Source organism: Candidatus Magnetobacterium casense, assembly GCF_019173545.1.
Classification (GTDB): Bacteria; Nitrospirota; Thermodesulfovibrionia; order Thermodesulfovibrionales; family Magnetobacteriaceae; genus Magnetobacterium; species Magnetobacterium cryptolimnobacter.
This window is the reverse complement of record NZ_JABXWD010000053.1, coordinates 1-13,506: the sequence shown is the minus strand read 5'-3', so window position 1 is coordinate 13,506 and position 13,506 is coordinate 1. Positions and strand designations below refer to the sequence as shown.

Below are 13,506 nucleotides of genomic sequence, written 5' to 3'. Positions count from 1 at the left end.
GATAAAAGGTATAACGATACCGGCGTTGCTGATAAACCTGGATTCATTGACGTCAATCGAGGACAATCTCAGGGATATCGAACTTAAGATGTCGTCGTCGTTTTTCAGCAACTCAAAGGTCGTGATAAACACCAACGGCCTTGACCTCACCGATGGCGACAGGGGCAGGTTACACGAAATGTTAAGGGAACATGGCGCTCTTATCGTAGACGTTAAGACCCAATTTAGCCTTGAGACCAGGGAAAAGAAAAAGGTCATTGAACCCTCCGAGGAAAAGAGGACCCTCATGACGGTAAGCAAGACGATTCGTGGTGGACAACGTGTGACATACGATGGCGATCTGATGATCATCGGCAATGTAAACCCGGGCGCATATGTGATTGCCACAGGCAACATCATAGTGCTTGGAGCGCTCAAGGGTGTGGCTCACGCCGGTGCCGGCGGGGATGAGGATGCCGTGGTGATAGCCCTGACGTTGAAGCCTCAGCAGCTTAAGATAGCAAACATTGTGACAAGACCTCCCGATGACGATGTCCAGACACTGTACCCGGAAAAGGCGTTTGTCAAAGACAAGACAATTCAGATAGAAAAAATCTAACGTAAGGAGATAAATTATGACACAAGTTATCGTAATAACCTCCGGCAAGGGTGGAGTTGGAAAGACAACGATAACTGCAAACCTTGGGACTGCCCTGGCCATGTCCGGTAAGAGGGTGTTGACTATCGACGCCGACATAGGGCTGAGGAACCTTGACATGATCCTCGGGCTTGAGCAACGTATCGTTTACGATGTGGTTGATGTCGTGGAGAACGTTGTCAAGGCAGAAAAGGCATTTGTCAAGGACAAAAGGGGGTTCCCGCTGTGGCTGCTGCCGGCGTCGCAGACCAAGAACAAAGAGGCAGTAAAGCCTGAACAGCTCGCCGAAATCATCGACGGCATCAAGGATAACTTCGACTACGTCCTGATTGATTCGCCGGCGGGCATAGAGAGCGGTTTTAAGACGGCAGCAATGCCTGCCGATGACGCCATCGTGGTGGTCAACCCCGAGGTATCATCCGTCAGAGACGCCGACCGCATTATCGGACTGCTTGAGTCCATGGAGAAGACAAGCATCAGGATGCTCATCAACAGGATAAAGGTGCATCAGGTCAGAAAAGGTGAAATGCTTTCGGTCGAGGATATCGAGGAGATTTTGCACATCAAAAAGATTGGCATCATCCCCGACGATGAAAAGATCGTCGATTACACCAACAAGGGCGAGCCAATTGTGCTTACAAAAAACAATGCCGTGGCAAAGGCCTTTATTAATGTGGCCGACAGGCTTGAGGGGAAGGATATACCGTTTAACGAGCTTAATGGTTCAAAGGGTTTGATTGCTTGGTTTAGAAGGAGGTAGGGCACATGTCGTTACTTGGGTATTTCAGAAAGGGTTGTTCTTCGGATACAGCCAAGGAAAGGCTTACAATGGTGCTTTCTTACGAACGGCAGGGGCTGCCGCCGAATTTTTCGGAGCTTTTGCAACGTGACATCGCCTCAATATTTGCCAAATACCAACAGTTTGACGTAAAAAGTATAGAAGTACTGATACGAAAGGTCAACAACTCAGACGAGGTGATGATCAGCATCCCTCTCAGCAAAAGAGCAAAGGGACTACAATAAGTACAGCAGGGGGCAGACTCAGGTTGAGACCCCCTCCACACACAAGATATTGACATAGGAGTCATAATGATTGAACCACTTACGTTTACCAGGAATAAGGTAATCTTTGATTACGCCTCCGTCTTTTGTAAGACGAACGACGAACTGCTTCAAAGCGAGTTGTTTGATGAGATACTGAGACGATTTATTGACAGATTGGAACAAAAAGAAAGCCCGTTGTTTACATTCTTTAAACAAAACGTGACATTTAATAAAAACGGAGAGCTGGTTGATTTCCTGATAGGCATGTTCAGGCTCCTGGTCAGTCATAAGATCGATGAAGTAGTCAAGTTCAAGGCTGAATATAATAGCGTCCTTTCCGATACGGAATCCATGCTTGAGTTTATAGAGGAAATGTACAATTATTGGCGTAGGTTTGAGAGATTTATGTATATGGAGGCGCCCAAACGCTCACAGTACACCAGACAGGGCATACATCACGAGCAGTTCATACAGTCCCACGTTGACCTGAGAAAAATGATAATCGGTGTATACAGACAGGTCAGAGAGAACCTGACGGGCAAAAATCCACGCACATACCGTCAACTGCCTGCCGGTGTAAACATGGGAATGCTCCTTGAGGGCATCGAATGGGACTGCCCCGACTATCTGTCGGCCATCAAGAACATCCCGTTTGTGAGGTTGACCCTGATGGAGGCACCGCTAATACTATATCCAAAGGTGACCAAGCGCAAAGGGGCATTCCAGGAGGTACAGCAAATATATGACGAAATGCTCCAACTGCAAACTGACCAATTCATCGCCTTTCCAGCTAAAATTGGCGAACTGTTGGCATTTATATACTTTCACTACGACTTTATATCCCAGGGATTGTCCCTGTGCAACCTCTTTGAGATCGCCGAGTACGAGGAGATGGAAGGCAAGAGACCTGATATCATCTTGTTGTTTGGTGTTGATGAGATGAAATATCCGCACAACACGGTCTACATCGATGATGCCAAGAACTCTTTGATGGTAGGTTTTGCGCGCCATACCGAAGAAATAGACTACTTTGGATACTTCAAGAAGTTTGCCCTGACCATGCACAACCTTGTGATGATGAAGAGGAACAGGCTGCCCGTTCATGGCGCCATGTTTCATCTGCAGCTCAAAACCGGAGCAACCGCCTCCGTGGTAATCGTTGGCGATAGCGGCGCCGGAAAGTCGGAGACGCTTGAGGCCTTCAGGGCGCACTGCGAGGACTATGTCAACGGAATAAAGATCATCTTCGACGACATGGGGTCCCTGGGTATCAATGACCAGGGCGAGGTGGTTGGTTACGGCACGGAAATAGGCGCATTTGTCAGGCTCGATGACCTGCAGCCGGGATATGCCTACGAGGAAATCGACAGGAGTATCTTTATGAACCCTGATAAGACAAACGCCAGGCTCATAATCCCCGTAACGACTTATCATAACATCGTCAAGGGGTTCAAGGTTGACATCGTGCTCTACGCCAACAACTATGAAAATGTCACCGAAGAAAACAAGCTCATAGAGTTATTTGATACCCCCGATGAGGCCATCTGTGTCTTTAAGAGTGGTCATCGGCTGGCAAAGGGCACCACGGATGAAAAGGGAATCGTGCGCACATACTTTGCCAATCCCTTTGGCCCTCCACAGCGCAAGGAGGCACACGAAAAAATCGCCAAAAGCTACTTCGCCAAATTCTTTGAACTCGGCCTGAAGGTTGGGCAGATACGCACAAGACTCGGCATCGAAGGCTTTGAGCAGGAAGGCCCAAAGGCAGCCGCTCTGGCGCTCATCGATGTCATCAAGGACATGGCAAAAGCCTGAAAGAAAAGACAAGAAGGTTATGTGAAGTAAAATTCTCTTGTTTTTATTTTGGCTGGCGTTTATAATTTGACAATGTCACATTTAAGTGAACATCAGGGATTGTCTGAACCAGGATTGCACGGATGAAAGGATTTACAGGAGAAAGATATAACGCCTTCTTTTTTAAATTTCATGGTAACTATACTTTTACGCATCCTGGATTCCTGGTCAAGCCAGGAATGACGCACTTGGAAAACGGCTGTAACTGTCATTCCTGCGAAAGCAGGAATCCATGTCTTTTGACCGTGAAATAAAATTTACCCTGCTTTTTAAAGAGGATACCAGAAGGATTGTCACCAGGGTGAAAAACTGTTTACCATGAAATTTAAAGAGGATACGAAATATCTCTTGCTGGAAAAAACGATAAAGAGAATTCCAACTCCTGGTGAGGATGCCCAAACAATTCTTAATGCGTTAGGCGTTAACCTGCCAAATAACACTTGAAAAAGTTACGCCATAAATAAAATGCAGGCACGAAATTTTTGCTGCCCTTTTTGCGTATTACCAATATATTCAACCTTCTACAGCACTATTTTACCTTGTAAGTTCTGGAACTTCCGTTGTATACCGCTTTTCAGGATATCCCCCTCCCTTTATGGGAGGGGTTAGGGGAGGGTGGTATGGGCAATGAGAACAAATTAGCCCCGAACACAAAAAAAATACTTGACAAAAAAATGAAGTAAGTGATAATCTAAAACCACTGATATAAAGTTAGAGCTAAGGCGGAAAGATTGTTGTCGAGGTAAAAAAAGTGTTTTCCATGAGATTTAAATAGGATACAGGCATTACGTGATCGAGGGTGAAAATAGGCTTGGTTTTGTTCAAGAAGCCGAAGATGATGAGTTGAGTTTTTCAGATGACGCCGCGGATGATTCTGTTGTCCAAACGAATGGCACATTCTGGAAGGTTATGGTTGTTGACGATGATCTATCGATCCATGATGTAACCAAAATAGCACTGAGGGATTTTCAATACAACGGCAAATCAATAAGGCTTATTGGTGCATTTACGGGGAAGGAGGCCACAGAATTAATAGGACATAACCCGGATATAGCCTTGATAATCCTGGATGTAGTGATGGAAGACGATAATGCCGGACTTCGTGTTGCAAAATATATACGAGATGTTTTAAAAAACAAGGCTATAAGAATTATACTACGCACCGGTCAACCCGGCACTGCACCAGAACGGAGCGTGATAATCGAATATGATATAAATGACTACAAGACAAAGAGCGATCTGACGGTTGATAAACTATTTTCTGCCGTTATAACCTCATTAAGATCATACACGGATATAGTTGCATTAGAGAAGGCCAACATAGAGCTTGCCAACAGTGTCTCCTTAGCACGTAGCAACCTGGATGGCGTCCTGCAGGCGATGGCGCTGACCCTTGAAAAAAGAGACCCCTACACCGCAGATCACCAATTACGTGTAAGAAGCCTGTCCTACGCCATTGCCAAAGAGATGGGATTGCCCGATCAGGTTATTGAGCAGATATGTTTTGCAGCAGCCCTTCATGATATAGGTAAAATAACCGTACCGACAGACATCCTCAGCAAACCCGGGAAAATAACCAACCCGGAGTTTGAGTTAATCAAGGAACACGTAGAGAACGGTTACGAAATACTAAAAAAGATAAACTTTCCTTGGCCAATCGCTGACATTGTACGCCAGCATCATGAAAAAATCAACGGTTCAGGGTATCCTCTTGGCTTAAAAGGTGATGAGATATTATTAGAGGCAAGGGTAATATGTGTTGCCGACGTTGTAGAGGCAATATGCAGCCACAGACCTTACAGACCTGCCAGGGATATTAGTTATGCACTTGATGAACTCAATAAAAATGCGGCAGTAACCTACGATACTGCCGTAGTAGAGGCAGCTATAAGGGTTATCAATAGCGGGTATAAATTACATCATGATGGTTTTTGAAAAACGACTTTTGGGATCACTTTAGAGAGATGGTTTAGCCATTGATATAGATTAAGATTAGAGCAGCAAAGGAGTGTTAGTGATGGTTAATGTCAGGCGTTTATTGGTTTTTGTCTTAGGTTTAATCTGTGGATTAGCCCTGAATGTTGAAATTGTTTTTGCGACAAATGGAACAAACCTCCACGGGATAGGGCCAATATCCACTTCCATGGGAGGAGTCGGTATAGCGCAACCGTTGGATTCATTGAGCGTTGTGTTTTCCAATCCAGCCGGTGCAACGGCTGATGGGGAATTAAAGTATGATTTTGACATAGGCGGCTCCCTGTTAATGCCAAAGGCACGGGCAACCATTAATATCAGCGGTTCAACTATAAGCGACAGGAGCGCAGAGCATGTATTTGTCGTACCCAACATTGCCGTATCAGTCCCCCTGAACAATGCCTGGTCGGTCGGCTTTGGAATGGCCGGGGCATCAGGCTTTGGGGTTGACTACAGAAACACCAAAATAGAACAGCCTTATTTCTATAACCTGGGGGCGCTGGGGAAACTCCCTCTTACTGCCGTAAGCCTCGCCCAACTCCAGGTATTGAAGGTCGCCCCCTACGTCTCCTATAGACCTACGGATAAGCTCTCCTTTGGCATATCTCCGCAGATCAACTACGGTATCTTCGACCTGGGGAATGGTTCTACCAACGGATACTCTCTTGGAGTCTTACTTGGAACCAGATACAAACTGACGGATATAGTTTCGCTTGGAGCTACATACACGTCTGCTCAAAACATCAACTATAAAAACATCTATGATCTAAACAGTGACGGCTCTGCCGACAACTTTAAATTAGAGTCGCCGCAACAGGTTGGTTTTGGTGTGGCAGTTGAACCATTAAAGGATGTGTTGTTATTTGAGACCGACCTTAAGTGGTTAAACTGGGCAAATGCCAAAGGCTACAAGGAGTCTGACTGGGAGGATCAGTGGGTCGTTGGACTTGGAGTCCAGTATAAACCCATAAAACACCTCTCTCTAAGAACCGGATACAATTATGGGAAAAATCCAATAAAAACCCACAACAACTTTATTGGTTCAACGATGTCGGAAATCCAGGGCAAGCAACTGCCTACCTACTACTACGAGACATTCAGAATCATCGGGACACCTCTACTGATAGAGCATAACTTATCCTTTGGAGTGGGCTATAAGGTCTCCGACAGGGTATCACTACACGCCGGCTACACCCACATGTTTAAGAACTCAATCAAGGAAAATGGAACAGACATATTGGGGCAGCCCGTGACACTGGAGTCTACGGTAAGTGGGGACAGCATCGACTTTGGTTTTGTCTGGAGGCTTAAGTAGACAGTAACACCAAAAGAAAAGGGCTTTTTGTGGCCGGGGTGCCTGCCCCCCCCTCCGCCCTCCTTCAGAACCCTCTGCAAGGTGCGAGCCGCACTGGCATAAAAGGGACCAATCCCCTTGACCCCTTCCTACTTGTTATAGTTACTTCTGCTCCCCTGCTTATTATCTTTACCGCTTTGTTATCTCAATAAATGCGATGTTTTCATTATCTTCGGTAAAGAACTTCTTATCGCAGTACTCTTGTTGAGCTATGCCGGATAAGACATCGTTAAGCTGAGAGGAGTCTCTGTATATCAGTCTCCAATCCATAAATGTCTCCATATAACCGATATCCATAATGTCTGGGATGAAGTTAGCAAACAGCAACTTACCGCCTGGGTTAAGGAGTTCAAACAACCTCTGGGTGAGCCTGACAGCTATACGCTGTGAGAGATAATCGTACAGACCGGATGCGTAGACCACATCAAACAAACCCAGCTCCTTGTACTTATTAGAGACAATAATATCTTTGACTGACCCATGATAACCCTTTACATTATAGTCTTGAAAGTTATTTTTAACGATATCCAGTGTCTTTGTGTCATAGTCCATGGCTATGAACTCCTTTATCTGACGCTCTTGTATTGCCGCACAACTGTGTGCCTCTCTAAGGTGTCCACATGCGAGAGAAAAAATACGGGGGCATTTTACGTTTATAGCTGTTTTGTTAATAAGCTCAATGATTATCTCCTTCCTTGCCCTAACGGCTTTACTGGCTGGAGAATTAGTGGTGTATGTAAAGATTTCCTTTCCTGTATCGGTTATATCCATGTTTTTAAAGTCATAATAGCCATAGATGAAATCAAGCAGCCTGGCATCGCCGTCATAGCCTCGCGGCTTTTCAAAACTCCTGCGAGTGAAGGGGTCCTGGTGGATAATCTCGATTAGGGGGTGCCGTGGTACCGTGTAACGGGAAAAGTGATCCCACACCTCATGAGTCATGTTATTGCGTAGCTTACGTAAACCAAAGAACAGCTTATCAAGCACCAGTGAGGCAGGTGTCTTTCCGTCTTTAAATTCCGCATGTACGTTGTCTAATAAAGATGCGCCTTCATCCATAAATCAACCTGATATAGAGACTTGTATAATGAATTTACAGTCCAACAGATATATTAATCTTTTTTGTAGAGCCATCTATGCTGTCCTTCACTTGCTGCTTTACCTTTTTCATGACCTCTTCCGTCCGGCTTATTGACTCTAAAACTGAGGCGTTGTCTGGAAAAATACACAACCCTATATTTAGATACACTTCCTCTGAGAGCCCCTCCTCAACTTTTTCCAGAAGCCTTATAGCATCATCCTTGCTCGTGTTTATGGTTATGACAACAAAGTCATCATCCTCCCATCGGCAACACAGATCGGTGCTGCGCGTAAACGTGTTTGTTAATAAATCTGCTATCTTTATAATCAACATATCACCACGCTTTACACCCAGCGTTTCATTAAGATGTTTCATGCCGGCTATGTCTATAAAAAAAACCGCATAGGAAGAAAACAGATTGCCGCTATCGTCAGTAGCAGAGGCCTTGCCCCTCTCCTGTCGTTTAATCGTCCTGATTATACTGCCAAACTGTTTGATAACCCCGCCTTTGCTTAACAGACCTGTCTGATTGTCAGCGAACTGACGCCACATAAGAGTCTCTACCACCTTCTACAACATATTTAGTCATACACACAACTATGGTGTCCTTTACTTTGTTTATTTATATTCATCTGGGACAGTTTATTACACTCAATGCGTGTTTGTCAAGTGGCACGGGAAAATAAACTCGTAAACTTGACTGTTGATATGAATATATGGTACACTCTTTAAATGAAAGACATTAATCGACTAATAAGGTTATTGCATCTAAAATTTGATGATAATGAGTTAGAATCCAAGTTTTATGATGATTACATCGATAAGTCCTTACCAGCCATCCGTGGGGGGTTTATACTCGCCATTATTTTGTATGTTGCCTTTGGAGTCCTTGATATATGGATGGTGCCGTACTCAAAAAAAATAATATGGAGTATAAGGTTTCTCTTTGTATGTCCTGCACTGGTCATCGCCTTTATACTAACGTACACTAATTTCTTTAGAAACAATATGCAGCTTATCCCCAGTGTTACATCGATAATTGTTGGGGTTGGCGTTGTATTAATGATAGCCATCTCAAAAAAAGAAGAACTCGGATATTCACACTATTATGCAGGTTTGTTTTTGGTTATTATCTGGATATACACGTTTTTGAGATTAAGATTTATATATGCTATAATCTCGGCATTAATCATTCTTATAAGCTATGAGATCGTGATCATCTTTCTTAAAAGGATGTTAGATGGGGGATTGCATACTCCTGAATTTACCTTGTTTCTAAGTAACAACTTTTTCTTTTTATCGGCCAACATCTGTGGGGTGGTGGCATGTTATTTAATAGAATCATATAACAGAAAGGACTTTTTACAGAGGATAGATATTAAAAAAGCCTATGAAGACCTCAAGTACAGTCAGGAACAACTCGTACAGTCTGAAAAGATGGCCTCACTGGGACAACTGGTTGCCGGTGTTGCACACGAAATAAATACGCCTATCGGTGTTGGCGTAACCGCCGCTTCAATCCTGGTAAGTAAGGTCGAAGAAATCCTGTCGTTACATAAAAACAACTCAATGAAAAAATCAACCTTTGAGACATTTCTTTCAAACGTATCAGAAACAAGCAATCTCATATTAAAAAATCTCTTGCATACGGACAATCTAATCCGTAGTTTTAAGATGGTAACTGCAGATCAAACCAGTCAGGATAAAAGGAGTTTCAATCTGAATCTATACATAAAAGACATTATTTTAAGCCTGACTCCCAAGATCAAAAAGACACATCACCAGATCAAAATTGCTTGTCCTGAAACGATAGAGATGTACGGTTCCCCCGGTGCCCTTGCACAGATAATCACAAACCTGTTATTGAATTCCTTTATCCACGCCTATGTAGACGACCAAAGAGGCGATATAAATATTAACGTCAGACAAGAAAAAGACAACGTTATTATAACTTTCTCCGATAATGGCTGTGGAATACCAAAAGAGAACCTCAAGAAGATATTTGATCCCTTCTTTACCACCGCCCGCTCAAAAGGAGGAACCGGACTGGGACTACACATCGTCTATAACATAGTATGCAATACAATGAAGGGTAAGATATTGTGTGAAAGCACAGTGGGTGAGGGGACAACCTTCACCGTAATCTTGCCCTCCATGAGTGCATAAGATAGCACGCACACCTTGCCTAGGGGAACAACGCTCTCTTTTCTCTGAGTGCGGTTGCTATAAATGCCTTGAACAGTGGATGTGGATATGTCTGTAGGCGTTGTTAAACTCGTAACGGTGGCGGTGTCTCTCTGAAATTTCGGCGCACCCGTAGGCCTGATGGCTGTAAGAGTCGGGCGTCAGCACACAGGGGTAACTGCCAAGTCTCATGGAACCACCCTAAAAATGCCATGTATATTGTATTTAATCCAATCGAAACGTGCTATAAACCGCTAAATACTTTTTTTGCCTCTCTGAGTAAATTGAGCCGTGGCCGGTGGAGCGGCGATCCCACGGCCCTATTGACCCCCTTGTGTGGGGTGAGGCACGATTTTGCCGCAGCGGGGGGCGAGCCGCCCCTGGCTCAATTGTCGCACCCGCCCCTGCCATAAAAGTCGCACATAGCCCCCTTCAGAACCCCCCGCAAGGAGACCAGTCCCCCGTTGAGCCGGGGGGCGCTGACCCCCACTGAGCCGGGGGAACTTAGCCGGGGGCGGCTCGCCCTTCGCTGACCCCTTGACCCCGTAAAATGCCATGTATCTTGTATTTAATCCAAATCGAAACGTGCTATAGCGCTCTGTGCTCAATATATCTGCCAAGTGTCATCGATTGTGGCCAGCGGCGTACCGCCTGATACCGATGTGTCGTCCATAAGCCAGACGTACACCACGCCACTTGTGGTGTTTCTCCACAGGATATCGCCCTTGCCGTCGCCGTTGAAGTCGCCGGCGCCTTGAATCTGCCACTCCGGGTCAACCGTACCCGGCGACCCGCCTGATTTAATGCCTCCGGCGCCATCGACAAGCCAGATGTACACCATCCCGGTTTGAGAGTTCTGCAGGAGGACGTCTGTTTTGCCGTCGTTGTTGAAATCGCTGCCGGTGAGTTTTGATGTCTTTGCGTAGGTCAGGGTGTACTTGAGGGCCTTGATGACTGCGTTTTCGTCGTAGACCGCATAGAGGGTATTGTCACCCAGAAGAAAGTGAACCCTGTTGGCCGATGTCGAACTGACCATGACCTCGGAGTATGTCTGGGTCAACGTGTTGCCGTCAAAGACCCGCAGGTAGATATCTCCGCCGTCCGAACCGCCTGCACCGTTGCTGAATGTGTGCCCTACAAACATGCACGCATTACCGGTGTCATAGGTCAGACCGGTAGACATCCAGATGCCGTCGCCATCGTTTGCATGAGTCATGGAGTTGCTATCGACGAGGGTGATGGCAGTTGAATCCTTTGCAGCCCAGGTGGTCTTGTCAAAGCGCAGCAGCAACAGGTTCCTCTGTGTTCTCACCTGACCTCCCTGTATCGGTGTTGATGGCGCCACGATGTATATCATATCCCTGATCAGTCCTATGGAGGCAGTGTTGGTGTGGGCAAAGGCGTTTGCAACGATATCCGGGGCGATGTAGTTGAGGTCGGCGTCGTAGCGTTTAAAATGAGGCATTAATAATGCAAATAACAAAAATGGCGGCACCACCCTCTTGCGTGAAGGATGTGCCGCCCCTTTCTATGACCCTTGCCGTTACTTAATCCGCAACGTTTTGGGGACGCCTTTCTCGACAAACCCCGCACTATCTATAGCTGCACCTTTCATAAACCAGGTTGCAACGTCTCCACTGGAGATGTTCTGCGAGATTATATCGGCCTTGCCATCACCGTTGTAGTCGCCTATATCCCTGATCCGCCAAGTGCCTTCTCCCGGATCAGAATCAGAATCAATAAATGCCCTGGACTTTCTGACTCTTCCATCCATGAGCCAGACAGCTACACGTCGTGGATAGACATTAGTACTCTCCTGATACACAATGTCGGTCTTGCCGTCACCGTCAAAGTCTCCGCCCCCCTTAAAAATCCACTGATTAGATGGTAGTATCAGCAATTTTGAATTCCCCTGGTCTGATATACCCCCCGTTGTTACTGCCTTGGCACTATCCATCAGCCACATTCCAATTTTTGCACGGTCACGATCAGTATCGTATACACGTGCAGTGTTGTTCCATAAGATATCGGCCTTGCCATCACCGTTAAAATCACCGATACCCTCAATCTGCCAAAAAGCCGGTAGAATTTTTATCACGGATGATGTACCATCTACCGATTCTGACACAAAGACCTTTTCCGTCTCCTGTCAGTGTTTTTGAACCAGTGCAAGTTACTGTTAAACTTACCCCGTTTATTGGGTCAGCACCTGCCGTGGCAGATTCTCTTTGAAGCGATGGTGTTCCTCCTGATACCGTAGTCCAAGAGGTAGTGCCGGCCCCGTCCGTCTTTAATACCTGGTTAGTTGTACCATCGGTAGTGGGTAGCTTATAGCCATTGATTGTTGTTGTGCCTGTCAGAGATATGGTACCATTATTAACAGTTACGCTTGTCAATCCCCCCAATGTAGTAATGTTGGGTTGTGCGGCAGTTGTAAGCGTGATAGCTGTGGTTGGTGCACTCCAGGAGGCAGTCCCAGACCCATTCGTCGTTAATACATAGCCGCTTGTGCCATTGGTAGTAGGTAGCGTATAGGTACCAACAGTCAGACCTGTCAATGTCCCCAGGCTGGTGATAGCGGTTTGTGCAGGATTTATAACCTTATCGGCAACAAAGGCAAACGACGTACTGGTCAATTCCTGTCGCGCAGTCATCTCACCATCACCGGCTACGTTAATTCCAAGCCACATCTTGTTAACGATGTTAGCCCCATTCGATATCACGTCTTCCAGGTTAGTATCAACCGACCCCAGTTCGACGTTAAAATAACCGCTTGTAAAAGTTACCGTCTGCGTCTCAGTCCATAGGTTGGTGCCGCCAGTTACGGCGTCATACAGCGTAAATACGACCGATCTTGAACCGGTAATGGCATTACCGCTTGCATCGGTTAAGTACCCCTGATAGTTCAATGTCCTTGTTGTTACTGGCGTTGCCGCATCTGCCTTGCTGCACACAACACCCTGCGCCAAACAACACATCAACAGAAACACTACAGACCCTAAAGCGAGTGAACTAACCTTAAATACCATCTTCCTACACTTATCCATTAGAAATACCTCCAATTTTTTATATAGCCTTGCACTTTTTAACCCTAAAATAGAGCCTTGTGTCCGTGCAATATAGCTCAAATCAATAAAATAGCAATATCAGGTGATATTCTCTAAGGTGGTACAGGTACAAGAAGGAGTGATAATAGGGAAATCTTTGGTTAAAACATGACATGCACAAACGCACGAGAGCAAGCCACAACGGTATTGGTTGCCGACCTTCTTTCTGGACGACTGGACGACTACCCGCCACCTACGAAATTGACGACTTCCACGGAGTCGCCTTCTTTTAGGGTGTGCGCCTGATGCTCGGAGCGCCTGACGATTTGCA

Annotated in this window: 14 protein-coding genes; 7 read left to right on the top strand and 7 right to left on the bottom strand. The window is 45.7% G+C overall.

What is annotated here, in order from left to right:
- From minC to HWQ67_RS04680, 6 genes are all read left to right on the top strand, one after another.
- Positions 1-598: septum site-determining protein MinC (minC, locus tag HWQ67_RS04705; RefSeq protein WP_218251492.1), on the top strand; the 598-nt coding region annotated here is incomplete at its 5' end.
- 16 nt (positions 599-614) lie between these two features.
- Entirely contained in the window at positions 615-1,397 is a 783-nt protein-coding gene (gene minD / locus HWQ67_RS04700) for a septum site-determining protein MinD (RefSeq protein WP_218251491.1), read from the top strand.
- Positions 1,398-1,402: 5 nt separating this feature from the next.
- Positions 1,403-1,660, top strand: a complete 258-nt coding sequence (locus HWQ67_RS04695) for a cell division topological specificity factor MinE (RefSeq protein WP_218251490.1) — start codon at positions 1,403-1,405, stop codon at positions 1,658-1,660.
- A 66-nt stretch (positions 1,661-1,726) separates the two neighbouring features.
- The gene (locus HWQ67_RS04690; RefSeq protein ID WP_218251489.1) at positions 1,727-3,496 is read left to right on the top strand and encodes a hypothetical protein; all 1,770 of its coding nucleotides are present in this window, start codon (positions 1,727-1,729) and stop codon (positions 3,494-3,496) included.
- Between the two features lie 828 nt (positions 3,497-4,324).
- Positions 4,325-5,470 (top strand): HD-GYP domain-containing protein, encoded by a 1,146-nt coding sequence (locus tag HWQ67_RS20165; protein WP_218251488.1) that lies wholly within the window; start codon positions 4,325-4,327, stop codon positions 5,468-5,470.
- 82 nt (positions 5,471-5,552) lie between these two features.
- Positions 5,553-6,824, top strand: coding sequence for an OmpP1/FadL family transporter (locus HWQ67_RS04680; protein WP_218251487.1), 1,272 nt, complete (start codon positions 5,553-5,555; stop codon positions 6,822-6,824).
- A gap of 168 nt (positions 6,825-6,992) precedes the next feature.
- Here HWQ67_RS04680 and HWQ67_RS04675 read toward each other — a convergent pair whose 3' ends face one another.
- Both HWQ67_RS04675 and HWQ67_RS04670 read right to left on the bottom strand, forming a co-directional pair.
- Positions 6,993-7,922 carry a class I SAM-dependent methyltransferase gene (locus tag HWQ67_RS04675; protein ID WP_218251486.1) on the bottom strand — a complete coding sequence of 310 codons (930 nt, stop codon included), beginning with the start codon at positions 7,920-7,922 and terminating at the stop codon, positions 6,993-6,995.
- Between the two features lie 34 nt (positions 7,923-7,956).
- Entirely contained in the window at positions 7,957-8,511 is a 555-nt protein-coding gene (locus HWQ67_RS04670) for a GGDEF domain-containing protein (protein WP_218251485.1), read from the bottom strand.
- A gap of 165 nt (positions 8,512-8,676) precedes the next feature.
- Between HWQ67_RS04670 and HWQ67_RS04665 the strand changes: the two genes are divergently transcribed.
- Positions 8,677-10,110 (top strand): sensor histidine kinase, encoded by a 1,434-nt coding sequence (locus tag HWQ67_RS04665; RefSeq protein ID WP_218251484.1) that lies wholly within the window; start codon positions 8,677-8,679, stop codon positions 10,108-10,110.
- A gap of 57 nt (positions 10,111-10,167) precedes the next feature.
- Here the strand turns inward: HWQ67_RS04665 and HWQ67_RS04660 are convergent, their stop codons facing one another.
- From HWQ67_RS04660 to thiS, 5 genes are all read right to left on the bottom strand, one after another.
- Entirely contained in the window at positions 10,168-10,320 is a 153-nt protein-coding gene (locus tag HWQ67_RS04660) for a hypothetical protein (RefSeq protein ID WP_218251483.1), read from the bottom strand.
- Positions 10,321-10,732: 412 nt separating this feature from the next.
- The gene (locus tag HWQ67_RS04655; protein ID WP_218251482.1) at positions 10,733-11,593 is read right to left on the bottom strand and encodes an FG-GAP repeat domain-containing protein; all 861 of its coding nucleotides are present in this window, start codon (positions 11,591-11,593) and stop codon (positions 10,733-10,735) included.
- Between the two features lie 78 nt (positions 11,594-11,671).
- Positions 11,672-12,256: an FG-GAP-like repeat-containing protein gene (locus HWQ67_RS04650; RefSeq protein WP_218251481.1), complete on the bottom strand. Its 585-nt coding sequence runs from the start codon at positions 12,254-12,256 to the stop codon at positions 11,672-11,674.
- A complete protein-coding gene (locus HWQ67_RS04645) occupies positions 12,192-13,175 on the bottom strand; it encodes a hypothetical protein (RefSeq protein ID WP_218251480.1) in 984 nt (327 codons plus the stop codon). Before HWQ67_RS04645 ends, HWQ67_RS04650 begins: the two co-directional genes overlap by 65 nt.
- 242 nt (positions 13,176-13,417) lie before the next feature.
- Positions 13,418-13,501 carry a sulfur carrier protein ThiS gene (gene thiS / locus HWQ67_RS20420; protein WP_425340700.1) on the bottom strand — a complete coding sequence of 28 codons (84 nt, stop codon included), beginning with the start codon at positions 13,499-13,501 and terminating at the stop codon, positions 13,418-13,420.
- Between the last annotated feature and the right edge of the window lie 5 nt (positions 13,502-13,506).

Coding starts and splice junctions, on each gene's coding strand:
- minD (WP_218251491.1), top strand. CDS start 615: ATGACACAAGTTATCGTAATAACCTCCGGCAAGGGTGGAGTTGGAAAG.
- HWQ67_RS04695 (WP_218251490.1), top strand. CDS start 1,403: ATGTCGTTACTTGGGTATTTCAGAAAGGGTTGTTCTTCGGATACAGCC.
- HWQ67_RS04690 (WP_218251489.1), top strand. CDS start 1,727: ATGATTGAACCACTTACGTTTACCAGGAATAAGGTAATCTTTGATTAC.
- HWQ67_RS04680 (WP_218251487.1), top strand. CDS start 5,553: ATGGTTAATGTCAGGCGTTTATTGGTTTTTGTCTTAGGTTTAATCTGT.
- HWQ67_RS04675 (WP_218251486.1), bottom strand. CDS start 7,922: ATGGATGAAGGCGCATCTTTATTAGACAACGTACATGCGGAATTTAAA.
- HWQ67_RS04665 (WP_218251484.1), top strand. CDS start 8,677: ATGAAAGACATTAATCGACTAATAAGGTTATTGCATCTAAAATTTGAT.
- HWQ67_RS04660 (WP_218251483.1), bottom strand. CDS start 10,320: ATGAGACTTGGCAGTTACCCCTGTGTGCTGACGCCCGACTCTTACAGC.
- HWQ67_RS04655 (WP_218251482.1), bottom strand. CDS start 11,593: ATGCCTCATTTTAAACGCTACGACGCCGACCTCAACTACATCGCCCCG.
- HWQ67_RS04645 (WP_218251480.1), bottom strand. CDS start 13,175: ATGGATAAGTGTAGGAAGATGGTATTTAAGGTTAGTTCACTCGCTTTA.